Source organism: Enterococcus sp., assembly GCF_032555305.1.
Taxonomy (GTDB): Bacteria; Bacillota; Bacilli; order Lactobacillales; family Enterococcaceae; genus Enterococcus_A.
The window spans coordinates 114,868-139,325 of the sequence record NZ_JAWGOQ010000011.1; the positions used below are offsets into that span (position 1 = coordinate 114,868).

Below are 24,458 nucleotides of genomic sequence, written 5' to 3' on the forward strand. Positions count from 1 at the left end.
CTCTTTTCGCAGTAAATTTTGTCGAGTAAGTAGTTCTCTAGATATATTCAAAAGAAAGACAAGAGGAGTCTAGAGGAATGATATACAGTATGAGAATCAAACTAATTTTTCGGTTTTCTGAAAAATGAATACATTAATATGAATAAGGATTTCAGTTCCTCTTTTCGCAGTAAATTTTGTCGAGTAAGTAAATATCTAGCTATATTCAAAACAAAACAAGAGAAGTCTAGAGGAATGACATACGGTATGAGAATCAAACTAATTTTTCGGATTTCAGAAAAATTAATTCATTAAAACGAATAAGGATTTCAGTTCCTCTTTTCGCAGTAAATTTTGTCGAGTAAGTAATTTTCTAGGTATATTCAAAAGAAAGACAAGAGAAGTCTAAAAGAATGATATACGGCATGAGAATCAAACTAATTTTTCGGTTTTCAGAAAAATTAATTCATTAAAACGAATAAGGAGCGGATCTAGTGGGAAATGCATATTCCAGAGCTGGTGTTGATGTAGAAGCTGGTTATGAAGTTGTCGAACGTATCAAGAAACATGTAAAAAGAACCGAACGTTTAGGTGTTATGGGTGCTATTGGCGGATTTGGCGGATGTTTTGATTTGAGTCAATTCGATTTGAAAGAACCTGTTTTAGTGTCGGGAACAGATGGAGTCGGGACCAAATTAATGGTAGCGATCCAAGCGGATAAACACGATACGATCGGTATCGATTGCGTAGCGATGTGTGTGAATGATATCGTGGCGCAGGGTGCTGAGCCGCTTTATTTTTTAGATTATATTGCGACAGGTAAAAATGTGCCCGCACGTCTGGAACAAGTAGTTGCTGGTGTTGCTGAAGGCTGCGTACAAGCGGGAGCGGCATTGATTGGCGGAGAAACTGCGGAAATGCCCGGGATGTATGGCGAAGATGATTACGATTTAGCCGGATTTACTGTTGGCCTTGCTGAAAAAAGTCAAATGATTACCGGAGAAAAGATTCAAGCAGGGGATGTACTAATCGGCCTGCCTTCATCAGGGATTCACTCAAATGGCTACTCATTAGTTCGTAAGGTCTTCTTTGAAATGAACAGCTTCGCGATCGATGAAAAATTACCAGAGTTGAAGGAAAAGCTTAGTGATGAAATCTTAACGCCGACAAAAATTTATGTCGAATCAGTGATGCCATTAGTTAAAAAGGAATTGATCAACGGAATTGCTCACGTAACCGGTGGAGGTTTTGTCGAAAACATTCCTCGGATGTTGCCAGAAAACTTGGCCTGTGAAATTGAATTAGGCTCATGGCCAGTTCTACCGATTTTTGATGCTTTAGCAAAATATGGCGAGATTCCTGAAATGGAAATGTATGAGATTTTCAATATGGGTATTGGAATGGTACTAGCTGTTTCGCCAGAAAAATTATCTGAGCTACAGTCTGATTTGACTAAACGAGGCGAAGAATACTATTTGATTGGTAAGGTTACTGAAAAGCAAGAGTCAGCTATTGTTTTCAAAGGAGCAAAAGCATGAGATTAGCTGTTTTAGCATCAGGAAATGGATCAAATTTTGAAGTAATCGCTCAAGCTGTTAAAGATAAAATGATTGAAGCAGAATTGGTTCTATTATTTTCGGATCATCACGATGCTTATGTTCTGGAACGCGGCAAGAAATTTGGAATTTCTTGTGAAAGCTTTGAGCTAAAAGAATTTCCTGATAAAAAAAGCTATGAGGCTACTTTATTGGAACTACTAAATAAGTACGAAGTGGAACTAGTTGTTTTAGCCGGCTATATGCGAATCATCGGCAAAGATTTACTTGACGCCTTTCCGAATCGGATCATCAACATTCATCCGGCTTTACTGCCAAGTTTTCCAGGATTACATGGAATTAGAGACGCCTATGAAGCTGGTGTGAAAGAAACTGGTGTGACGATTCATTACGTGGATAGCGGAGTAGATACTGGTCCTATTATCGCGCAAGGAAAAGTACAAGTAGCTGAAGAGGATAGTTTGGAAGATTTGGAAGCAAAAATCCATCAGGTAGAGCATCAGCTATATCCGCAGGTTCTAGCAAAAATTGTAAAAGAATCCAATATAAAGCAGGATTAAATCGTTAAGAGATTTACGTGCATACTTAACGTATGTAAAGAAAATAGAAGAAATACTTTACGTTAGAAAAGTCATAATCTTTGTTAGGCGGTATACGGCATGAGAGTCAACCTAATTTTTCGAATTACGAAAAATTAATTCATTAATACGAATAAAGATTTCAGTTCCTCTTTTAGCAGTATATTTTGTTGAGTAAGTAGTTTTCAAAATACCTTCTAAACAATACGAGAGATGTATAGAGGAATGACATACGGCATGAAAATAAAAACTCATTTTTCGTTTTCTGAAAAATGAATACATTAGTATGAATAAGGAGAGTCATAATGACAAGAGCATTGATTAGTGTTTCAGATAAAACCGGAGTTGTAGAATTTACAAAAGGTTTGGTTCAAGCAGGAATCGAGATTATTTCTACTGGCGGAACAAAAAAAGTTTTAGACAAAGCGGGTATTCCAACGCTAAGTATCGATGAAGTAACCGGCTTTCCAGAAATGATGGACGGTCGCGTAAAAACACTACATCCTAAAATCCATGGTGGATTGTTAGGACGTCGTGATTTATCAAGCCATATGGATGCTATGAATGAACACGATATCCAACCGATCGATTTTGTTTGTGTCAACTTGTATCCCTTTAAAGAAACAATTTCTAAACCAGATGTAACTGAAGCAGACGCGATTGAAAATATCGATATCGGCGGACCAAGCATGCTGCGTTCTGCCGCAAAAAACTTCGCATCAGTGACCGTAGTTGTTGACCCGAAAGATTATGCAATTGTTTTAGCAGAAGTAAAAAGCAATCAAGCGACTTCTTTAGAAACGCGCAAACGCTTAGCGGCGAAAGTTTTCCGTCATACAGCAGCTTACGATGCGCTGATCGCAGATTACTTGACGAAGCGTGTGGAAGAAGTTGAACCAGAAAAAATGACATTGACTTATGAATTGAAGCAAACTTTACGTTATGGTGAGAATAGCCATCAAACGGCTGCTTTTTATCAAAATGCTTTACCAGTTCCTTATTCGATCGCAAGCGCTCAACAATTGCACGGGAAAGAATTGTCCTACAACAATATCAAAGATGCCGATGCGGCGATCCGAATTGCTAGAGAATTTACTGAACCGACTGTAGTGGCTTTGAAACATATGAATCCTTGCGGAATTGGTAGTGGACGCACGATCTCAGAAGCGTATCACTTCGCTTATGAAGCAGACCCAACCTCGATTTTCGGCGGAATCCTAGTGGCTAATCGTGAGGTTGATCTGGAAACAGCAGAGGAAATGCATAAGTTATTCTTGGAGATCATCATTGCACCAAGCTTCAGTAAAGAAGCATTTGATGTATTGTCAGGTAAGAAAAACTTACGCTTGATGACTTTGGATTTCAGCGATCAAGCAAGTAATCAGCAAGAAGTCGTTTCTGTTTTAGGCGGCTTATTGGTTCAAGATCAAGATGTCGTGGCAGAAATTCCGGAAGAATGGGAAGTGGCGACAGATCGCAAACCAACAGAAGAAGAGCTGAAGGCTTTAGCATTTGCTTGGAAAGCTGTGAAGCACGTGAAATCGAACGCGATCGTTGTTGCTAACGCACATCAAACAGTCGGTATCGGTGCCGGACAAATGAATCGAGTTGGTTCTGTTAAAATCGCCTTAGAAGAAGCGAAAGGGCGGATGGATGGTGCTGTTTTAGCCAGTGATGCTTACTTTCCAATGGATGACAGTGTGGAATATGCTGCGCAGCATGGGATCAAAGCAATCGTTCAACCTGGCGGAAGCATTCGTGACAAAGATTCGATCGCGATGGCTAATAAGTATGGCGTAGCGATGGTCTTCACTGGTGTTCGTCACTTTAGACATTAATTTGAGGAGGTTTCAATGAAATTACTAATTATTGGCAGCGGCGGTCGTGAACACGCTATCGCAAAAAACTTGTTAGCAAGTCCAAAAGTAACGGACGTCTATTGTGCTAAAGGAAATCCTGGTATGAAAAATGACGGGATTCAACTGGTGGACATTGCTGAAGATGATCACGCGAATCTGATTACTTTTGCAAAGGAAAAAGGGATTGCTTGGACCTTTGTTGGACCAGAAGTTCCACTGCTTAATGGAATCGTTGATGACTTTCAAGCGGCAGGATTAGACGTTTTCGGACCGAACAAGGCAGCCGCGATGATCGAAGGCTCAAAAGAATTTGCTAAAAAAATCATGGTGGACAATCAGATCCCGACGGCTGACTATGAAGCCTTTACTGACTACGAAGCGGCTTGCGCTTACGTAAAAGAAAAAGGTGCACCGATTGTGATTAAGGCGGATGGTTTAGCCGCTGGTAAAGGTGTAACCGTCGCGATGACTTTAGAAGAAGCTTTACAAGCCTTAAAAGAAATGATGACGGATCACCGTTTTGGCGAAAGCGGCGATAAAGTTGTCGTGGAAGAATTCTTAGCGGGTGAAGAATTTTCATTACTAGCGTTTGTCAAAAATGAAAAAGTTTATCCGATGGTGATCTCACAGGATCACAAACGGGCGTACGATAATGATGAAGGGCCTAACACTGGTGGAATGGGAGCTTATTCCCCTGTACCGCAAATTTCTGCCGCAATGGTTGATACAGCTGTAGAGAAAATCCTAAAGGCTGCAGCTTTGGGGATGATGAAAAACGGTACGCCGTTCACAGGAATTTTATATGCTGGTTTAATTGCTACTGAGGATGGACCTAAAGTGATCGAGTTCAATGCTCGCTTTGGTGATCCTGAAACACAAGTCGTTCTCCCACGCCTAACTAGTGATCTTGCGCAAATTATCGACGATCTTTTGAATGATCGTGAACCTGACTTGACATGGAGCGAACAAGCTTCAGTTGGAGTAGTAGTAGCAGCAGAAGGATATCCTAATAGTTATCAGAAGGGAATGGCGATCCCAACTTTTAATGAGCAGGTAAATGTTTACTATGCAGGAGTAACCGATGATCAAGGAACGACTAAAGCATCAGGTGGTCGTGTGCTTTTAGTAGAAGCAGAAGCAAAAACGATCGAAGCGGCTCAAAAGAAGGTTTATTCAGCTTTAGAGGCGGTCGATACTACAGGGTACTTCTACCGTAAAGACATTGGAGCTAAATCATTTAAATAGCATAAGAACACATAATAACAAGAAACCAAGCGATTCTAGACTATCTTAGGTGATAGAAATAGGGTCGTTTGGCTTTTTATTTACCACCATTTTATTAGTCTTTTTAACAAAAAAAGGGTTTAATACTTATTTCGTTTTAGGTATCATCTTTTGTGTTAATTTGACGCGAGATTTAAAAAATGACAGCATTAATTAAAAGTGGTAAACTAAATATGAAAAAAGCGTTAAAAGAATATAGGAATTTGAAGAAAAATAAAAAGAATTTAACTCATAGAGCCAATTGCATTAGTTAGAATTATTTTTCGTTCCAAAGCGTATTGAAAGAGGCGAGGACCATGGAAAGGAAACGATCCAAAGCTGATGATGAGACACACGAGCTGCAGACAATTCTGTCAGGATTACCAAATTCTCAGTATTTAAAGATTTTATTAGCCCAAATCATGAGACATTATGATCCGAAAATCAAGTATATTTTCCAAAAACAAACAGGATGGCAGTTAGTAATAGAACAATATGACGGATTGCTTTGCCGCATCAAGATTCACGAGAACTATTTTTCGGTGATTACTCCGTTTCCAGATTTTGGAATCAGCTATTTGACTCCGATGGTAAAAGTGATGTCTGATGAATTTAAGGAAAAGTTTGACGATGTATCAATAAATACTCAGCAGATCGAAATGAATGTGACGAATGAAGAGGAAATGGAAGATGTTATCTTTTTAGTTAGTCTACAAGCAAAAAAATTAAGGAATACCTTAGTCTAAAAAGATATTGTTCGTGTTTTTTGCAATAAAATTAAAAATCAGCTTGCTTTTTATATGAATATGTTGTAAATTACATAGGGCGATAGTGCCCTATGTTTTTTTATCTGTCGCGTTTTTAAGTTCACTTAATGAAGAGAAAATTATGTAAACAGAAAATAGACTTCATTGGACCCGTTTAATGCGGTGACATGCGTGACTACATCAAAATGAGATAGTTATCTTATTCATTGGAGGCCAATATGAAAGTATTTGATTATGAAGATATTCAGTTAATTCCTAACAAATGTATTGTGAACAGTCGATCAGAATGTGATACGACCGTCCAGTTAGGAAAATTTAGTTTTAAGATGCCTGTCGTACCAGCCAATATGCAAACGATCATCGATGAAAATATCGCAGAGTTTTTGGCAGAAAATGGTTACTTCTATATTATGCATCGTTTTTATGAAGAAGAACGAATTCCCTTCATAAAGAAAATGCAGTCTCGCGGCTTATTTACTTCAATTAGCGTTGGGGTAAAAGGATATGAATACGATTTTGTAAAACAGTTAGCTTCAGAAAAATTAAACCCAGACTACATTACTATCGATATTGCTCATGGACATTCAGATCCTGTAATCAATATGATTAAACACATTAAAAAGCATCTACCAGATACTTTTGTTATTGCTGGAAATGTCGGTACGCCTGAAGCCGTTCGTGAGTTAGAGAATGCCGGAGCAGATGCAACAAAACTTGGGATAGGACCAGGAAAAGTATGTATCACTAAAATCAAAACTGGTTTTGGGACTGGCGGTTGGCAATTGGCGGCATTGAGCTGGTGTGCCAAAGCGGCCCGTAAACCAATTATTGCGGATGGCGGAATCCGTACTCATGGTGATATCGCTAAATCGATTCGTTTTGGTGCAACAATGGTCATGATCGGTTCTTTATTTGCTGGACATGAAGAATCACCTGGTGAAACAATGGTCGAAGACGGTGTTGTTTATAAAGAATACTTCGGTAGTGCTTCTGAATTCCAAAAAGGCGAAAAGAAAAATGTCGAAGGCAAGAAAATTTGGATTCCGTATAAAGGTTCTTTAAAAGACACTTTAGTTGAAATGCAGCAGGATTTACAATCATCTATCTCGTATGCTGGCGGAAAAGATATCGAAGCCCTGCAGAAAGTTGATTATGTTGTTGTGAAGAATTCGATCTTCAATGGAGACACCATTTAATGCTTTTTAGAAAACTTTTTAAAGACATACCAACAATGTTGGTGTGTCTTTTTTTATGCTTGATTGACAGCAATTCGAAATTGGGTTAGCGTTAAATCATCCAATAATAAATGAGGGATGAGTATGTGGGAGTTAGCAGAAAATAAATCAATACCGATATATCAACAGATTATCGAACAAATCATTACGTACATTCAGGATGGAACGTTGCATCCAGGCGATAAACTACCGGCAGAACGGAAACTCGCAGACTATTATCAGGTAAATCGTTCAACAGTCGTTCACGCATTGGAAGAATTAGTCAGTCTTGGGTGGGTTTTGCGGCGTCAGGGTAGTGGAACGATCGTTAATGAAGGAAACTGGGGACGAAGTACGATACCACGTGTCGATTGGCGCAGCTTATTTACTCGGGAAGCTCTCCCAAAAGAGCCTTTTGTAGAGAAAGCCCAAATATTACGAAATGATCCAGAAACCATCGATCTTTATTCTGGAGAGTTACCATTAAGCTTAATCCCTGATTTTCGTTTTCCATCCTATACTTGGGAAGAGCTTTTGCTAGAGGAACGAAAGCAAAGTCCATTAGGATATAAGCCTTTGCAACAAGTGATTTGTCAGCGTATTAAGCAGGAACAAAAAATCGACGTTTCTGCTAATCAAGTGTTAATCACATCTGGTGCACAGCAGGCGATGTTCCTACTATTACAAGTCATGCTGCAAAGTGGAGACAGTGTTGCGATTGAAGATCCGTCTTTCTTATATTCGTTGCCGATTTTTGCGAGTGCCGGCGTCAAACTATACGGTGTAGAAATGGATCAGGAAGGTATGCGGATTGATAAGCTGGAGCAACTGATTTTGACAAAAAAAATCAAATTGATCATTTTAAATCCAACTTTTCAAAATCCAACCGGTTCCACGATGTCGGAAAAACGCCGTAACGAGTTGATTGAACTCAGTCGTAAATACCAGCTGCCAATCGTTGAAGATGAAGTATTTAGTGAAATGAACTTTAGCACGATACCGCCTTCGTTGAAGGAACTGGCTCCTCATCAGGTAATTCATCTTGGCTCTTTGTCAAAAATATTTGGGTCGTCGATTAAGATCGGTTGGATTGTCGCTGATCAGGACCTGATTCAACGATTATCGGAAGCGAAACAAATGATGGACTTTTCAATCAGTATTTTTCCGCAGGTGATTGCCCATACAGCGTTGAAGGATCCTCGCTTTGAACAAAATCAGGCAGAGTTAGTCATTGCTTTAAAGCGGCAGGCACAAGCGTTTACTGAAGGTGCAAAATCAATTGTGGAGGATTGGAGCATTTCAACAATAAACGGTGGAATCTATGTCTATTTGACATGGCGTCACCAAAATTTAACTAGAAAAGACTGGGAGATTTTTCTCAGAGAAAAATTATTGATCGCCCCCGCATTTCTATTTAGTAATGATACAATGGCAATGAGGGTGAATTACACTCGGATGACTAAACAGACACGGCAACAATTTTTTTCAAAGTTGGAGACAATTTCAAAGGAGTTAAGGAGGAGTTAAATGGAAGCGTTAGAGGTTATGAATCAACACCGAACATATCGTAATTTCGATGAAGAGTATCAATTATCAGAGGAAGAGCTGCAGAAAATTCTTCGGGCAAGTCGTCAAGCACCCAGTTGGATGAACGGACAAATGTATAGCATTATCGTGGTAAGGGATCGCGGTATTCGTGAGAAAATGGTGGAAATGAACCCGGGGAATCCACACATGCTGCATAGCTCAGTTTTCTTAGTTTTTGTTGCTGACTTAAAACGAACACAAAAAGTGGCAGAACATTATGATGTCGATTATCGTATTAATGAAGGCCTAGATCCTTTGATCACGGCGGTGACTGATACTGCTTTGGCTTTGGAAAATGCAGTAATTGCCACAGAGGCTCTGGGATTGGGCTCGGTGGTAGTCGGGTCGATTCGCAAGGATATTGTTGAGGTAAGCAAATTATTAAATTTACCTGATTATGTGCTGCCGGTTGCTGGACTGAGCATCGGAAAACCGAATGTAGAAATGAAACGCAAACCACGTTTACATGAGGAAGCTGTGATCCATTATGACCGGTATAAAGATTATGATTATTCAGTTATTGAAGATTATGATGACACAATGGAAAGATTTGCTGAAGCTCGTGAAACAAAGCTTTGGAGTAAGAAATTTGCGGACTACTTTGGAAACACACCAAACAAAAAAGTTGATGAATTTCTGAAAATTAACAAATTTTTTCAATCTTAAGTTTGACAGTTAAAGATAAGTGACTTATAGTAAGGATGAAAATTAAATTAATTGTTAGGTGAGGCTCCTATATGGACACAGGCTACTGCCCAAAAATGTCGAGAGACGCCAATGGGTATAACAGGGATCATCGTGAAGGTGATTCATAACGTAGCTGACAGATTCTGTCTACGCCCTATAGTGCTAAAGCTCGACGATGAACATGAATGATTTTTTCGCGCGTGCTCATTTTCGAGTACGTGTTTTTTTGTGCGCTTAAATGAATCTTATGGCTCAATTCAAAAAAATGCTAAGCGTTAAGTCGATTCCGTTTTATCTTTCAAAACATAAAGAAAAGGCATGAGAAACTTTACACTTGTAAAGTGCTTAATCTATTTGCTTAACTTATTCTCAGTTCTATTCTTTAGCAAGACTTATGAATGATGAATCATTGTGTACGTACGAAAATCCTTTTTTGAAAGGAGCTAGCTATGCACAGTTCACTTTAGCCAAACCTAAATAAATGAAAGGATGTGAGGAAGATGGATCATGAGGATAGTCGACCCAAAAGTAAATATAGTAGGGCGACTAATGTTGTCCTGAATTTTAGGAGGAACCATTATGATGAACAGAAAAAACCTTCTTGCTCGCAAAGTAAACAAAGACCAAGAACTAAAAAAATTAGCGATCTTATCTGATCGTGATCTTTTTCTAAACCTGCGAACATCATTGCAAGGACTGTCGGAAGAAGATGCGCAAAGCCGATTGGAAGAATATGGTCCAAATGAAGTATCTGCGCAAAAACCAACTCCAGCAATTTTGCTATTCTTACAAGCTTTCAATGATCCATTTGTCTATGTTTTGGCAGCTTTAGCGCTAGTCTCTTTGCTGACTAATGACATGGAAGCGTCAGTTGTAATGACAATCATGATTTTAGCCAGTGTTTTGATTACGTTTATCCAAGAATACCGTTCGCAAAAAGCAAGTATTGAATTAAAAGAGATGATCGAAAACACAGCTGCAATTACCCGTAATGGAGAAACAAAGGAAATTCCAATGGATGAGGTCGTTCCTGGTGACATTTTGACGTTAGCGACTGGCGACATGATTCCAGCAGATGCTGTTTTGATTTGGACAAAGGACCTTTTCGTCAACCAATCATCGTTAACGGGAGAATCAATGCCTGTCGAGAAATATCTTGAAAAAGAGAGAAAATTAACTGAAGAAACGACTGCGTTGGACTTAACGAATCTGGTCTTTATGGGAACAGACGTGTTAAGTGGTCAAGGGAAAGCGATCATTCTAAAAACTGGACAGCAAACATTCTTTGGCGACATCGCAAAAAATGCCACTTCAAAACGTGGAAAAACTTCCTTTGATCTGGGATTGACCAGAGTCAGTAAGCTATTATTACGGATGGTCATGGTCTTATTCCCACTAGTTTTCCTGATCAATGGATTAACAAAAGGTGACTGGAGCAGCGCATTCTTCTTCGCAATTGCGGTTGCGGTTGGTTTAACACCTGAGATGTTGCCAATGATCGTGAGCTCGAATTTAGCAAAGGGCGCATTGACGTTATCCAAACACAAAGTCATCGTGAAGGAATTGGCTTCGATCCAAAACTTAGGCAGCATGGATGTCTTATGTACGGATAAAACTGGAACGATCACGGAAGATCGAGTTGTACTTGTCCAACATTTAGATCCCTTAGGAAATGAAAACGAACAAGTTTTGGATCTGGCTTTCATGAATTCAACGTATCAAACTGGTTGGAAAAACTTGATGGATATTGCCGTGATTAACTATTTTGAGGAACAAGAGCGTCACTTGCCATATCAAGAAGTGCAAAAAATTGATGAAATTCCCTTTGATTTTTCTCGTCGTCGTTTGACGGTCGTAATGAAAACAGACGACCATCAATTGATGATCACAAAAGGTGCAGTTGAAGAGATGGCTGCAATCTGTAAATATGTTGAGATCAACGGCGAAAAAATAGAATTAACACCAGAAATTCGTCAGCAAATGCAAACAGTCAATGAAAAAATGAATCGTCAAGGAATGCGGGTTATTACGGTTGCTGTTCGTCGCGATGCTCATGACGAAGCAATTTATTCAACAGATGATGAAAAAGATATGACTTTGATCGGCTTCATGGGTTTCCTAGATCCAGCGAAAGCTTCAGCTAAACCTGCGATTAAATCTTTACATGAACACGGTGTTGCCGTAAAAGTTTTGACTGGTGACAATGCCATCGTAGCGCAAAAAGTTTGTCAAGATGTGGGAATCCCAGCTGATGACTATGTTTTAGGAAATCAAATCGATGATATGTCAGATGATGAACTGTATCAAGTTGCTGAAAAGATGAACTTATTTGCGAAGTTGAATCCAATGCAAAAATCACGGATCATTGAATCTTTGCAAAGCAAAGGGCATACAGTCGGTTTCATGGGTGACGGGATCAATGATGCACCGGCGCTGAGAAAGGCGGATGTGGGCATTTCTGTTGATACTGCAGCCGATATTACAAAGGATGCTAGCTCAATCATCCTATTAGAAAAAAGCTTAGGTGTGTTGGAGAATGGTGTAATTGAAGGTCGTCGTGTTTTCAGTAATATGATGAAATATATTAAGATCACGATCAGTTCCAACTTTGGGAATGTTTTCTCGATTTTAATTGCTAGTGCCTTCTTGCCATTTCTACCTATGCTTTCGATTCAATTGCTGTTGCAAAACCTGATCTACGATTTCGCCCAATTGACGATCCCTTGGGACAATGTGGACGAAGAAGAATTACATGCGCCTTCGAAATGGGAAACCAAAGGACTGTTGAAATTTACTGTATGTATTGGGCCAATCAGTTCAGTCTTTGATATTATTACTTTCTTAGTCATGTGGTTTGTTTTCGGCGCGAATACCGTTGCTTCACAAAATTTGTTCCAAACAGGCTGGTTCATGATTGGCTTGACGACACAAGCATTGGTTGTCTTGATGGTGCGGACAAAGAAGATTCCTTTTCTTCAAAGTCGACCAGCACCGCAGGTTTTTATCAGCCTATTACTGGCTGTGGTAGTCGGAGCTTTAGTAGTACTAACACCATTGGCTGAACAATTTGATTTTGTGCATCTGCCAAGCAATTACTGGCTATGGTATGTAGGTATCGTGGCTGCATATATGGTAGCAACACAATTAGGAAAAGTACTCTATATAAAAATTGCAAAAGAATGGATCTGAACTATAACAGAATGGCCTGTGTGGCTATTCTGTTTCTTTTTTTGTGAAAAATCACCACAAATCTTGGGATACAGGGGATTTTGATTGAGTCATTTTAATCCAATTTTTACGATCAAACAGCAGTTATTATGGCAAATTCGATCTTTTTTTACCTAATCAACTTTCGTTCATACAATCGCTGTTATTAATTATTAGAAATGAGCTGCTGTTGATTTCACAAGCACGAAAAGTGAAACGCTTCAATTCGTTCAGAATCGGTGAGCAAGTTTGTTGTCAATTGAATACAAAAATGCTAATTTAGAGAGGAAGGGGCAACAGCAATAATACAGATTGACTTGCTGTTGCACTGATAACAAGACTTAATTTACTTAAGAGAGGAAAGTGTGACACCATGGCAGAAAAAGAGTTAACGATTGATTTTGAAGCCTTACTAAAAGATGTAAACGCGGATTTCCCCGTGTACCAAGCGCTGGATGAGGATGGGAAGATTGTAAATGAGAATCTAGTTCCTGAATTATCTGATGAAGAACTTGTAGAATTGATGACTTCAATGGTTTGGTCACGTGTTTTAGACCAACGTTCGACTGCGTTGAACCGTCAAGGACGTTTAGGATTCTTCGCGCCAACTGCTGGACAAGAGGCAAGTCAACTAGCTAGTCATTTTGCATTTGAAAAAGAGGACGTTTTATTGCCAGGCTATCGTGATGTCCCACAATTGATCAAACATGGATTGCCTTTAGCAGAAGCTTTCTTATGGTCACGTGGACATGTTGCCGGAAATAATTATCCTGCTGAGTTACAGGCTTTACCACCACAAATCATTATCGGAGCTCAATATGTACAAGCTGCCGGTGTGGCTTTAGGCTTAAAAAAACGTAACAGTAAAAACGTAGTCTTCACTTATACAGGTGATGGTGGTTCATCTCAAGGAGATTTCTATGAAGCGATCAACTTTGCAGGGGCTTATCATGCAAACGCTGTATTTTATATTCAAAATAATGGCTTTGCAATCTCAACTCCTCGTGAGAAACAAACAGCTGCGAATACATTAGCCCAAAAAGCTGTTGCTGCTGGAATCCCAGGAATCCAAGTAGATGGAATGGATCCACTAGCCGTTTATTATGTATCTAAAAAAGCTCGTGAATGGGCAGCCAACGGTAATGGTCCTGTTTTAATTGAAACATTGACTTACCGTTATGGTCCGCATACCTTATCTGGTGATGATCCAACACGTTACCGTTCAAAAGAAATGGACGATGAATGGACGAAGAAAGATCCATTGGTTCGTTTCCGTAAATACTTGACGGAAAAAGGCTTATGGTCAGAAGAGCAAGAAGAAAAAGTAATTGAAGCAACAAAAGAAGAAATTAAACAAGCGATCACTGATGCTGACCGTGTACCAAAACAAAAAGTTTCTGATTTCTTGAAAAATATGTATGAAGTGCAACCACAAAATATCAAAGAACAAATTGAATTCTATGAAGCGAAGGAGTCGAAATAATCATGGCACAAAAAACAATGATCCAAGCAATTACAGATGCCTTAGCTCTGATGCTTGAAAAAGATAAAGAAGTATTGATCTTCGGTGAAGACGTTGGTAAAAACGGCGGTGTATTCCGTGCTACTGAAGGTCTGCAAGAAAAATTCGGTGAAGATCAAGTATTCGATACTCCATTAGCTGAATCTGGTATTGGTGGACTTGCTTTTGGTTTAGCCTTGCAAGGCTTCCGTCCAGTTCCTGAAATTCAATTCTTTGGTTTTGTCTTTGAAGCGATGGATGAAATCGTTGGTCAAATGGCTCGTACTCGTTACCGTATGGGAAACACTCGGAACTTACCAGTTACGATTCGTGCTCCATTCGGGGGTGGCGTTCATACACCAGAGCTTCACTCAGATAACTTAGAAGGATTAATGGCTCAATCTCCAGGCTTACGCGTGGTTATTCCGTCAAATCCTTATGATGCAAAAGGCTTGTTGATCGCATCGATTCGCAACAATGACCCAGTTGTATTCTTAGAACACATGAAACTATACCGTTCATTCCGTGAAGAAGTTCCAGAAGGAATCTACGAAGTGCCATTAGACAAAGCAGCCGTTACTAAAGAAGGTACAGATGTTTCCATCATTACTTACGGCGCGATGGTTCGTGAAGCGATTAAAGCAGCAGATAATTTAGCAAAAGAAAACATTAATGCAGAAATCATTGACTTACGGACAGTAGCACCGCTTGATGTTGAAACAATCATCAAATCAGTTGAAAAAACTGGTCGTGTGGTTGTTGTTCAAGAAGCACAAAAACAAGCGGGTGTCTCTGCACAAGTAATCTCAGAAATCTCTGAGCGGGCAATTCTTTCATTGGAAGCACCAATAGGACGTGTTTCTGCTCCAGATACGGTTTTCCCATTCGGACAAGCGGAAGGTATCTGGTTGCCAAATGCAGCAGATATTGAAGCAAAAGTAAAAGAAATCGTAGAATTTTAATTACCAGTTTTACTAACCTGCTATTTTGTAGGTTAGTAGAACCTAATTCGTGTGAAAACACTGGAATTTTCTAACAGGAAAATTCATACAAAACTTGTAAGCTAACTCAAAAGGCTGGCAAACAGAATAAGGAGCGAAAAAACATGGCATTTCAATTTAAATTGCCTGATATCGGTGAGGGCATTGCTGAAGGCGAAATCGTCAAATGGTTCGTCAAAGCTGGCGACACGATTAATGAAGATGACACATTATTAGAAGTACAAAATGATAAATCAGTGGAAGAAATTCCATCTCCAGTAACAGGAACAATCAAAAAAATCATCGTAGACGAAGGAACAGTTGCGAATGTCGGCGACGTTCTAGTAGAAATCGATGCACCCGGACACGAAGATAACGAAGGCGACTCAGGTGTGGCGGCGGAATCACAAACACCGGAGGCCCCAGCAGCAGAACCAACTGCGGAGAGCGGATCAAGCGCTAGCGGTAGTTCTAATGAAGGCGGCGGAGTCTTCCAATTCAAATTACCAGATATTGGTGAAGGAATTGCAGAAGGTGAAATCGTCAAGTGGTTCGTTAAATCAGGTGACAAGATCGAAGAAGACGATACCTTATTAGAAGTACAGAATGACAAATCAGTGGAAGAAATTCCATCACCAGTAACAGGAACAATCAAAAAAATTATCGTAGACGAAGGCACAGTAGCCAACGTTGGTGATGTATTAGTTGAGATTGATGCCCCTGGACACAATGATTCAAGTGCTTCTTCAAGTGAAGCATCTGCACCGGCAGAAGCACCAAAAGCCGAAGCTAAAGGTGATTCTTCAGTAGTTGAGGCAAGTAATCCAGACAAACGCGTCTTAGCGATGCCATCTGTTCGCCAGTACGCGCGTGAGAAAGATGTCGATATTACGCAAGTAACAGCTACTGGTAAAGGTGGACGAGTAGTCAAAGAAGACATTGATTCATTCGTTTCTGGCGGCGGACAAGCTGCACCAGCAAAAGCTGAAACGCAATCAACTGAAGCGCCAGCGTCAACTTCAGATTCAGCACCAGCAAAAGCTGAGAAACCTGCGCAACCATTTACGTCAAATATGAGTGAAATGGAAACCCGGGAGAAATTGACACCAACACGTAAAGCGATTGCTAAAGCAATGGTCAACAGCAAGCATACTGCTCCGCATGTAACTCTACATGATGAAGTTGAAGTATCTAAGCTTTGGGATCATCGCAAGAAATTCAAACAAGTAGCTTTAGACAACGGAACGAAATTGACGTTCTTGCCATACGTAGTAAAAGCGTTGACTGCTACTGTTAAGAAATATCCAGTCTTGAATGCGTCAATTGATGATGCGGCGCAAGAAATTGTCTACAAAAACTATTACAACATTGGGATTGCGACCGATACGGATCATGGATTGTATGTACCAAATGTGAAAAATGCCGATACAAAAGGCATGTTCAAAATCGCTGATGAAATCAATGAAAAAGCAGCCTTGGCTCATGATGGTAAATTATCAGGTGACGACATGCGTAACGGAACGATCACGATCTCAAACATCGGTTCTGTTGGCGGCGGCTGGTTCACACCAGTTATCAACTACCCTGAAGTTGCGATCCTTGGTGTCGGAACGATTGCACAACAACCGATCGTGAATGACGAAGGCGAATTAGCGGTAGGCCGTGTAATGAAACTTTCATTAAGCTTCGACCATCGCATCGTTGATGGCGCGACAGCGCAAAAAGCTATGAACAATATCAAGCGTTTATTAGCTGATCCAGAATTATTATTAATGGAAGGATGATAAAATCATGGTAGTTGGAGATTTCGCCATTGAATTAGATACAGTTGTAATCGGTGCAGGACCGGGCGGCTATGTAGCCGCCATCCGCGCCGCTGAAATGGGACAAAAAGTAGCGATCATTGAACGGGAGTATATTGGCGGTGTTTGTTTGAACGTCGGCTGTGTCCCTTCAAAAGCTCTGATTTCTGCTGGTCATCATTATCACGATTCACTTGACTCTACAATGTTCGGTGTGACGAGTGAAAATGTAAAGTTAGATTTTGCTAAAACCCAAGAATGGAAAGAAAACGGTGTTGTTAACAAGCTGACTTCAGGTGTAAAATTCTTATTGAAAAAACATAAAGTTGAAATTATCGAAGGAGAAGCTTTCTTTGTTGATGATAAAACTTTGCGTGTGATCCATCCTGATTCAGCTCAAACATATTCATTCAATAATGCCATCGTTGCGACAGGTTCTCGTCCCATCGAGATTCCTGGTTTCAAATTTGGTGGACGTGTTTTGGACTCTACTGGTGGATTGGCATTAGAAGAAGTGCCAGAAAAGTTCGTTATCATCGGTGGTGGTGTAATCGGTGCTGAACTAGGTGGTGCTTATGCTAACTTAGGAGCTGAAGTAACGATTATTGAAGGTACGCCACAAATTTTGCCTACCTATGAAAAAGACATGGTGCAATTGGTTGAAAAAGATTTCAAAGAAAAAGGCATCAAAGTCGTAACTTCTGCGATGGCCCGGGAAGCTGTTGATAATGGCGATAGCGTAACTGTTCGTTATGAAGTCGATGGTAAAGAAGAAACAATTGATGCTGATTACGTAATGGTAACTGTCGGTCGTCGTCCAAATACCAATGACATGGGCTTAGAACAAGCCGGTGTTGAAATGACTGATCGTGGCTTGATTCCAGTCGATAAGCAAGGCCGTACAAATGTACCAAGCATTTATGCGATTGGTGATATCGTTCCTGGTGCAGCATTAGCACATAAAGCAAGCTATGAAGCAAAAATCGCGGCTGAAGCGATTTCTGGAAAGAAAGTAGCAGTTGATTACAAAGCAATGCCAGCAGTGGCCTTTACTGACCCAGAATTGGCTACAGTGGGAATGACCATCAAAGAAGCCAAAGAGGCAGGACTTGAAGCAAAAGCCTTCAAATTCCCATTCTCCGGTAATGGTCGCGCGTTATCATTAGGTAAGACAGAAGGCTTTATCCGCTTAGTTACAACCGTTGAGGACAATGTGATCATTGGCGGACAAATTGCCGGTGTAGGAGCTAGTGATATGGTTTCTGAATTAGCCTTAGCGATTGAATCAGGGATGAACGCAGAGGATATCGCATTGACGATCCATCCTCATCCATCATTAGGTGAGATCGTAATGGATGCTTCGGAATTAGCATTAGGTTTACCAATTCATATTTAGTATTAAAAGACGACAAAATCCTTTTTACAATGGATTTTGTCGTCTTCTTTTGTGTACTCATGATGAAATGCCTATTTTATCAAAAATTTCCTTTTGGAAAGAATATCTTGTTAACCCTTAACGAAAGGAAAGTACTTCTTAAGTAGACTTAACATTTGAAAAGTGATCAACGATTTTCACTATTTATAAAAAGCGATATAGCCTGCTTCAGTTGGGTGGTCAACAATCAAACTGTCTGTTTCTTTTAATACATTAGAAGCAATGATCAAATCTGCGCCTGCTGCCACGAAGTTAACGAACATAGTCAGAATTGAAACAGTTCCGGGATATACGAAAAGAAAAATCGTGCTGGCCGTCCCTAAGACGCATAGAGGGAAGAGAACGCCGATTAAATAAGGCTGTTTCTTCAGTGGTGATTTACAAGCACAGCTAGGCATCAAAGCATTGATGTTAAAACGAACAGCCCGCCAACCGTTGCCGCTTGAGAATGACCAACCAACTCCATGAAGTACTTCATGGATAAAAACAGAAATGATGACAACGCCAATAAACATAATGTAAAAAGAGCTGCCAGTAATTTCAGTTAAGTGTGCCCGATCAATCAAGAAAAAACGATAGATGAAACCTAAAATAACAATAAAAGGGATAGAATAAAGAATGCCCATTACAGATGCCTTCTTAGCGGTGAAAGTCACATCTTTTTCCCGATAGCCTTCCTGCTTCAATGCCATTTTCATTTTTTTAAACTCTTCCTGATGCTTCTCCATTTTGTCCCTCTTTTCTTGGATAATGTAGCTCTATCCATAAATATTTTATACGCTAGTTATTACCACAAGTGATCCAACTAACCAATCCAGTTGTGAGATCATTGTTTGGGTTTGTTGGGAAACTGGGTCTTTCTTCTCTTCTTTTATTTTCGCTTCAAGTTTTTTCCGCTCTTCTTTTTCAATGTATTGTTTTAAGTAAGAGGATTTTTTCAGAAGGATTGCGAGTTTCAATCCATCGTAATCCAGCTGATTCAGATTTTCCAAACGAGCGACCATTTTGGCGACGGTACTTTCTTTTGCCAAGTAGCTGGTATCACTCATCACTTTGACTTCATCAAGTATGATCAGCGAGCCGCGAACTTGTGCCACTAATTGTTTCAAGTCCTTCTCAAAGAATGTTCCGCCATAAGCAACAGCGAGCTTATCGATCCGTTTCTTTTTAAGCGTGATGATCTTATCCAAAAGACAATCAAGATAAGCCAGCTCTTCTGGCAGATCGTCGCTTAGTATGATGATTTCTTTTTGTTCTAATTCGACCACACCTGCACTTTTCAAATCTAGCAGGCCGGCCATGACCAGACACATGCCAACATAGTAATTTAGAGAAGAAATCTTCCCTTGACGATTCATCGTTAAAAGCAGGTATTGTTGAGATAAACTAAGATTTTTCATTTTCTTGCTCCTTTTTATTCGTTCTTTGATTTAAGTATAAGAAAAAATCAAAGAAATTCTTTTTTACGAAACAATCTTTTCAATATTCTGAATTTCTCATCGTTTTTTCATGGTATTCTAGATAAAATGGAAACAAAAGTTTCGTTCGTTGTTACATGGAGTGAAAATGGAACTCGTTTTAATGAGCAAGGGGGGCAAATAAAGTGACTGGGAAAATTTTTCAAGAAATCCGGGAAAAGAAGAATCAAACGATCATGAATACGTCTGAAGGTATCGTAACACCGCAATTTTTACGGAAATACGAACGTGAAAACGGAGATATTCGTTTTTCGAATCTGATCCAATTACTGAATCGTCTCAACACAACGATCGACGAGTTTATTTTTGAGATCGATGAAAGTATGGACATTTGGTTTTATAAGATAGAGGAAGAAATCGATCAGGCTTATCATGCGGGGAACTCTTTTTTGTTAAAAAAATTCGTAGAAAAACAAGAGCTTTTATATCAGGAAACAAATGAAAATCGATTTTTATTCGCTGCTATCATTGGCAAGCGTTTCTATAATTATATTTTCTTGCCAAGCTATACCGTTGATTTGACGCCCATCGCTGATTATTTGCGGGAAACCGAAACATGGGGGAAGTTCGAATTCTTTTTGATCACTTACAACGGCGATCTGTTCAAACCTGAGGAAGCTTATTATTATGCTAAAAAATTAGTCAACAGGACCATGGCAGCTTTGAGGTGCGAAAATGGCGTCATGATGCTGTGCTGCATCTGGCTCGTTACTTAGTTGAAGAGAATCAGTTAGTCTCAGCGGAGAAGGTTTTGTTGGAATATCTAAATAATTTGAGTCCTAATCGTGATATGAAATATCTTCATTATGATCTATACGCGAAATTTGTGTACGGGTTGTTGCTGATCAAGAAGAACGATCCGAAAGGGCCGCGACAATGCGAACGGATCATCGAGATCTTTGTCGAGGACTGCGGTCATTTGAATTACGGCAACCGTTTGAACATTATCTATCAATCAACTATGGCACAGGCTAAAAAAGCGCAGTAATGGGAGATCCTTTTTTTGAACCGGATTTCCGTTGTGAATTTGGTAAAAGGGTCATCTTTTTGGCCGCTTTTTCGCAAATTTTGACTGTACCCTATTAGCGGATAAAAACGGCGACCAATCAAAACGTAATCAAGTCTAAAAGCGACTTTTACAAAGCATTTACAATTCTATGGTAAACTAATTTCGAATGGAGTGAGGATCAATGGCAAATTATAGCTATCCAATCGATGAAGATTGGTCACACGAAGAAATCGCGCTGGTGATCAATTTCTTGAATTTAGTCGAAACAGCGAATGAAGACGGAGTCGAAACAAAAGCCTTTTTGACGGGCTATCAGAAATTTAAAACAGTCGTGAAAAGCATTGGCGAAGAAAAGCGGATTGGCCGCGAGTTTCAGGCTGTCAGCGGCTATTCGATCTATCGTACGTTACAACAAGCGAAAAAGACGACAGCTAACCGTTTTAAAATGTAAATTTAGACGAAACTTTGACTAGGAGAGATCATGATGGAAAATGAGATTATCAGTTGGATATATGAGGCAGCAGAGAAGATAAAAATCGGGTTAGGCGATGCACTGAAAGTTGATCAAAAAGAAAATCGAACGGATCTTGTAACAAATGTTGATAAGGAAATCCAGGATTTTTTCGTCAGCAAAATCAATGCCTTTGATCCTAATGCCAAAATATTAGGTGAAGAAAACGGACAGGATCAAACACCAATCGGTGAAGGTCGCGTGTTTGTGATTGACCCAATCGATGGCACATTGAATTTTGTGATGCAGCAGGAAAATTTCTGTATCATGATCGCCGTCTATGAAGATGGCGTGGGACAATTAGGCTTCATCTATGATGTAATGCAGGATGACCTTTTTTGGGGTGGTCTGAAAGTTGGCAAAGTCTACCATAATAAGGAAGAAATTTCAGCCCCTGAAAATAAAAGCTTGAGTGATGGGCTGATTGGAATGAACGCGGCTCTTTACCGGGAAAATTTGTATCATGCACAAGAGATCGGCAGAGCTTCTATGGGGATTCGGGTATTAGGCTGTGCTGGATTGGATTTTATCGCAATCTTGAAAGGTACTCAAATTGGCTATGTCAGCACATTGAGTCCATGGGATTACGCTGCGGGCGGAATCATGATGGAGCAGCTGGGGATGACAATTTGCGGGGAAAATCAAGCGCCATTAAGCTTCCAGGGGCGTGAATTCTTTATCGGTGCAACTCAAGCCGCTATGGCAGATATTCAGGCATTTGACGAGGCCAAAAGGTAGAAAAATATTTTTCTGAAAAAATGAAAATGTTTTACTAACACTCTCGATGATTTTCTGTTATAATTGTCAATCGAGTGAGTCTCGCGTTACAAGAAAAGGAGCAATTAATTTGAATTACAGAGAAGATATCCGCAACGTGGCAATTATCGCCCACGTCGACCATGGTAAAACAACACTAGTTGATGAAATGCTTAAACAATCAGATACACTAGATAGCCACGTTAGTTTACAAGAACGGGCAATGGATTCCAATGCATTAGAAAAAGAACGTGGAATCACGATCTTAGCGAAAAATACTGCTGTAAACTACAAAGACTACAAAATCAACATCATGGATACACCAGGACACGCCGATTTTGGTGGTGAAGTGGAACGTATCATGAAAATGGTTGACGGTGTATTGTTAGTTGTAGATGCTTATGAAGGCACGATGCCGCAAACACGCTTCGTATTGAAAAAAGCTTTAGAACAACATTTGACTCCAATTGTTGTAGTGAATAAAATCGACAAACCATCTGCTCGCCCAGAAGAAGTTGTCGATGAAGTTTTAGAATTATTTATCGAACTTGGTGCAGATGATGACCAATTAGATTTTCCAGTGATTTATGCTTCAGCGATCAACGGAACTTCAAGCCTATCAGACAAACCTGAAGAACAAGAACCAACAATGGCACCTGTTTTCGATACAATTATCGAAAAAATTCCAGCTCCTGTTGATAACAGCGACGAGCCTTTGCAATTCCAAGTTTCACTATTAGACTATAATGACTACGTTGGCCGTATTGGTATTGGCCGCGTATTCCGCGGAAAAATGAAAGTCGGCGACCAAGTTTCTGTTATGAAGCTAGACGGTTCGATTAAAAACTTCCGTGTAACGAAAATCTTTGGTTTCTTCGGGTTGCAACGTTTGGAAGTCCAAGAAGCTAAAGCTGGTGACTTGATTGCCGTTTCTGGTATGGAAGATATCTTCGTTGGGGAAACTGTAACACCAGTTGACCATCAAGAAGCTTTGCCAATTTTGCACATTGACGAACCAACTTTACAAATGACGTTCTTAGTGAATAATTCACCATTTGCCGGTCGCGAAGGTAAATACGTTACTTCTCGTAAGATCGAAGAACGTTTGATGTCAGAATTACACACAGACGTTTCTCTTCGCGTTGAAAACACCGATTCACCTGATGCTTGGACTGTTTCAGGTCGGGGCGAATTGCATTTGTCGATCTTGATCGAAAACATGCGTCGTGAAGGCTATGAACTACAGGTATCTCGTCCAGAAGTCATCGAAAGAATCGTTGACGGTGTAAAATGTGAACCATTCGAGCGTGTACAAATCGACACTCCAGAAGAATACATGGGTAGCGTCATCGAGGCTCTAGGACAACGTAAAGCTGAAATGCAAGATATGATCCATTCTGGTAACGGTCAAGTTCGTTTGGTCTTCTTAGCTCCAGCACGTGGCTTGATCGGATTCACGACTGAATTCTTATCTATGACACGTGGATATGGGATTATGAACCATACCTTTGACCAATATTTACCATTGATTCAAGGTGTTATCGGTGGACGTCGTAACGGTGCGCTAGTTTCTGTAGACAATGGAAAAGCAACGATGTACTCAATCATGAGTGTTGAAGAACGGGGAACAGTCTTCGTTGAACCTGGTACAGAAATTTATGAAGGCATGATTGTCGGAGAAAATAGTCGTGATAAAGACTTAGGTGTCAATATCACTAAAGCTAAACAAATGACAAACGTTCGTTCAGCAACGAAAGACCAAACATCTGTGATCAAAAAACCACGGATTTTGACGTTGGAGGAATCTTTAGAATTCTTGAATGACGATGAGTACTGTGAAATCACACCAGAAACGATTCGTCTGCGTAAACAAATTCTAAATAAATCAGAACGTGAAAAAGCAGCGAAAAAACGTAAAATAGCTGTAGATTAATACTTCTGAGGACCGCACTGTTATGGTGTGGTTTTTTTGATTCTTCAGAGTAAAGAGTTAATTAAAAGTCTCGCATCTGATCTTCAGATGGAGGCTTTTTTCTTTAGAAATGGCACTGAAGTTGCCAGCAAAATGAATTTTATTATTAAATTAGAGTTATTCCAATTTTTAAATTTCAAATTAACATTCTGGGCTTGAAAACGTTATTTCGAAAGCGTATGTTATTTTTGTAAAGCTAAGAAACAGATCAGGGTTTAACGTGGTGACCGGCCATCATCCACGATTGAAAAAAATAAGAGTACAACTTAAATAAGCAACTTGAAAAGGAGAAAGAGTTTATGAAAGAACACGGATTA

At 39.8% G+C, this 24,458-nt stretch carries 20 protein-coding genes and 1 riboswitch; of the genes, 18 read left to right on the forward strand and 2 right to left on the reverse strand.

Translation table 11 applies throughout. The annotated features are described in order from the left end of the window. The first annotated feature begins 473 nt into the window (after positions 1-473). The 13 genes from purM to lpdA all read left to right on the forward strand — a co-directional run bounded on the left by purM (position 474) and on the right by lpdA (position 18,376). Positions 474-1,517, forward strand: a complete 1,044-nt coding sequence (gene purM / locus E6139_RS10125) for a phosphoribosylformylglycinamidine cyclo-ligase (protein ID WP_316402944.1) — start codon at positions 474-476, stop codon at positions 1,515-1,517. Further along, the gene (gene purN, locus E6139_RS10130) at positions 1,514-2,095 is read left to right on the forward strand and encodes a phosphoribosylglycinamide formyltransferase (RefSeq protein ID WP_316402945.1); all 582 of its coding nucleotides are present in this window, start codon (positions 1,514-1,516) and stop codon (positions 2,093-2,095) included. Before purM ends, purN begins: the two co-directional genes overlap by 4 nt. A 323-nt stretch (positions 2,096-2,418) precedes the next feature. After that, positions 2,419-3,951 (forward strand): bifunctional phosphoribosylaminoimidazolecarboxamide formyltransferase/IMP cyclohydrolase, encoded by a 1,533-nt coding sequence (gene purH, locus E6139_RS10135; RefSeq protein ID WP_316402946.1) that lies wholly within the window; start codon positions 2,419-2,421, stop codon positions 3,949-3,951. Between the two features lie 15 nt (positions 3,952-3,966). Next, a complete protein-coding gene (gene purD, locus E6139_RS10140; RefSeq protein WP_316402947.1) occupies positions 3,967-5,217 on the forward strand; it encodes a phosphoribosylamine--glycine ligase in 1,251 nt (416 codons plus the stop codon). 335 nt (positions 5,218-5,552) lie between these two features. Then, a complete protein-coding gene (locus E6139_RS10145) occupies positions 5,553-5,981 on the forward strand; it encodes a DUF3788 family protein (RefSeq protein WP_316402948.1) in 429 nt (142 codons plus the stop codon). Between the two features lie 239 nt (positions 5,982-6,220). After that, a complete protein-coding gene (guaC, locus tag E6139_RS10150; protein WP_316402949.1) occupies positions 6,221-7,198 on the forward strand; it encodes a GMP reductase in 978 nt (325 codons plus the stop codon). Between the two features lie 123 nt (positions 7,199-7,321). Continuing rightward, entirely contained in the window at positions 7,322-8,743 is a 1,422-nt protein-coding gene (locus tag E6139_RS10155; protein ID WP_316402950.1) for a PLP-dependent aminotransferase family protein, read from the forward strand. Continuing rightward, positions 8,744-9,469, forward strand: a complete 726-nt coding sequence (locus tag E6139_RS10160; protein WP_316402951.1) for a nitroreductase family protein — start codon at positions 8,744-8,746, stop codon at positions 9,467-9,469. It abuts the gene before it with no gap. Between the two features lie 43 nt (positions 9,470-9,512). Beyond that, positions 9,513-9,678, forward strand: a riboswitch (M-box (ykoK) riboswitch). 394 nt (positions 9,679-10,072) lie between these two features. Next, the gene (gene mgtA, locus E6139_RS10165; protein ID WP_316402968.1) at positions 10,073-12,679 is read left to right on the forward strand and encodes a magnesium-translocating P-type ATPase; all 2,607 of its coding nucleotides are present in this window, start codon (positions 10,073-10,075) and stop codon (positions 12,677-12,679) included. Positions 12,680-13,070: 391 nt separating this feature from the next. After that, complete coding sequence (gene pdhA / locus E6139_RS10170; RefSeq protein ID WP_316402952.1) at positions 13,071-14,180, forward strand: pyruvate dehydrogenase (acetyl-transferring) E1 component subunit alpha; 1,110 nt, start codon at positions 13,071-13,073, stop codon at positions 14,178-14,180. A 2-nt stretch (positions 14,181-14,182) separates the two neighbouring features. Next, on the forward strand, positions 14,183-15,160 hold the full coding sequence (locus tag E6139_RS10175; RefSeq protein WP_316402953.1) for an alpha-ketoacid dehydrogenase subunit beta: 978 nt from the start codon (positions 14,183-14,185) through the stop codon (positions 15,158-15,160). A 143-nt stretch (positions 15,161-15,303) separates the two neighbouring features. Then, entirely contained in the window at positions 15,304-16,962 is a 1,659-nt protein-coding gene (locus E6139_RS10180; RefSeq protein WP_316402954.1) for a dihydrolipoyllysine-residue acetyltransferase, read from the forward strand. Positions 16,963-16,969: 7 nt separating this feature from the next. Further along, a complete protein-coding gene (gene lpdA, locus E6139_RS10185) occupies positions 16,970-18,376 on the forward strand; it encodes a dihydrolipoyl dehydrogenase (RefSeq protein ID WP_316402955.1) in 1,407 nt (468 codons plus the stop codon). A 179-nt stretch (positions 18,377-18,555) separates the two neighbouring features. Here the strand turns inward: lpdA and E6139_RS10190 are convergent, their stop codons facing one another. Both E6139_RS10190 and E6139_RS10195 read right to left on the reverse strand, forming a co-directional pair. After that, entirely contained in the window at positions 18,556-19,143 is a 588-nt protein-coding gene (locus E6139_RS10190) for a DUF3267 domain-containing protein (protein ID WP_316402956.1), read from the reverse strand. Between the two features lie 45 nt (positions 19,144-19,188). After that, positions 19,189-19,815, reverse strand: a complete 627-nt coding sequence (locus E6139_RS10195) for a GPP34 family phosphoprotein (RefSeq protein ID WP_316402957.1) — start codon at positions 19,813-19,815, stop codon at positions 19,189-19,191. 203 nt (positions 19,816-20,018) lie between these two features. Between E6139_RS10195 and E6139_RS10200 the strand changes: the two genes are divergently transcribed. The 5 genes from E6139_RS10200 (at position 20,019) to typA (ending at position 24,102) form a co-directional block, all read left to right on the forward strand. Next, positions 20,019-20,609 carry a helix-turn-helix transcriptional regulator gene (locus E6139_RS10200; RefSeq protein WP_316402958.1) on the forward strand — a complete coding sequence of 197 codons (591 nt, stop codon included), beginning with the start codon at positions 20,019-20,021 and terminating at the stop codon, positions 20,607-20,609. Beyond that, complete coding sequence (locus E6139_RS10205) at positions 20,561-20,881, forward strand: hypothetical protein (RefSeq protein ID WP_316402959.1); 321 nt, start codon at positions 20,561-20,563, stop codon at positions 20,879-20,881. The genes E6139_RS10200 and E6139_RS10205 overlap by 49 nt, the downstream gene beginning before the upstream one ends. 202 nt (positions 20,882-21,083) lie before the next feature. Then, a complete protein-coding gene (locus E6139_RS10210; RefSeq protein WP_316402960.1) occupies positions 21,084-21,353 on the forward strand; it encodes a UPF0223 family protein in 270 nt (89 codons plus the stop codon). 33 nt (positions 21,354-21,386) lie between these two features. Continuing rightward, the gene (locus E6139_RS10215; protein WP_316402961.1) at positions 21,387-22,151 is read left to right on the forward strand and encodes an inositol monophosphatase family protein; all 765 of its coding nucleotides are present in this window, start codon (positions 21,387-21,389) and stop codon (positions 22,149-22,151) included. 109 nt (positions 22,152-22,260) lie between these two features. After that, on the forward strand, positions 22,261-24,102 hold the full coding sequence (typA, locus tag E6139_RS10220) for a translational GTPase TypA (protein ID WP_316402962.1): 1,842 nt from the start codon (positions 22,261-22,263) through the stop codon (positions 24,100-24,102). Positions 24,103-24,458 lie beyond the last annotated feature (356 nt).

Excerpts from the sequence above, each read along its gene's own strand:
- purN (WP_316402945.1), top strand. The coding sequence starts at position 1,514 with ATGAGATTAGCTGTTTTAGCATCAGGAAATGGATCAAATTTTGAAGTA.
- purH (WP_316402946.1), top strand. The coding sequence starts at position 2,419 with ATGACAAGAGCATTGATTAGTGTTTCAGATAAAACCGGAGTTGTAGAA.
- purD (WP_316402947.1), top strand. The coding sequence starts at position 3,967 with ATGAAATTACTAATTATTGGCAGCGGCGGTCGTGAACACGCTATCGCA.
- E6139_RS10145 (WP_316402948.1), top strand. The coding sequence starts at position 5,553 with ATGGAAAGGAAACGATCCAAAGCTGATGATGAGACACACGAGCTGCAG.
- guaC (WP_316402949.1), top strand. The coding sequence starts at position 6,221 with ATGAAAGTATTTGATTATGAAGATATTCAGTTAATTCCTAACAAATGT.
- E6139_RS10155 (WP_316402950.1), top strand. The coding sequence starts at position 7,322 with ATGTGGGAGTTAGCAGAAAATAAATCAATACCGATATATCAACAGATT.
- E6139_RS10160 (WP_316402951.1), top strand. The coding sequence starts at position 8,744 with ATGGAAGCGTTAGAGGTTATGAATCAACACCGAACATATCGTAATTTC.
- mgtA (WP_316402968.1), top strand. The coding sequence starts at position 10,073 with ATGAACAGAAAAAACCTTCTTGCTCGCAAAGTAAACAAAGACCAAGAA.
- pdhA (WP_316402952.1), top strand. The coding sequence starts at position 13,071 with ATGGCAGAAAAAGAGTTAACGATTGATTTTGAAGCCTTACTAAAAGAT.
- E6139_RS10175 (WP_316402953.1), top strand. The coding sequence starts at position 14,183 with ATGGCACAAAAAACAATGATCCAAGCAATTACAGATGCCTTAGCTCTG.
- E6139_RS10180 (WP_316402954.1), top strand. The coding sequence starts at position 15,304 with ATGGCATTTCAATTTAAATTGCCTGATATCGGTGAGGGCATTGCTGAA.
- lpdA (WP_316402955.1), top strand. The coding sequence starts at position 16,970 with ATGGTAGTTGGAGATTTCGCCATTGAATTAGATACAGTTGTAATCGGT.
- E6139_RS10190 (WP_316402956.1), bottom strand. The coding sequence starts at position 19,143 with ATGGAGAAGCATCAGGAAGAGTTTAAAAAAATGAAAATGGCATTGAAG.
- E6139_RS10195 (WP_316402957.1), bottom strand. The coding sequence starts at position 19,815 with ATGAAAAATCTTAGTTTATCTCAACAATACCTGCTTTTAACGATGAAT.
- E6139_RS10210 (WP_316402960.1), top strand. The coding sequence starts at position 21,084 with ATGGCAAATTATAGCTATCCAATCGATGAAGATTGGTCACACGAAGAA.
- E6139_RS10215 (WP_316402961.1), top strand. The coding sequence starts at position 21,387 with ATGGAAAATGAGATTATCAGTTGGATATATGAGGCAGCAGAGAAGATA.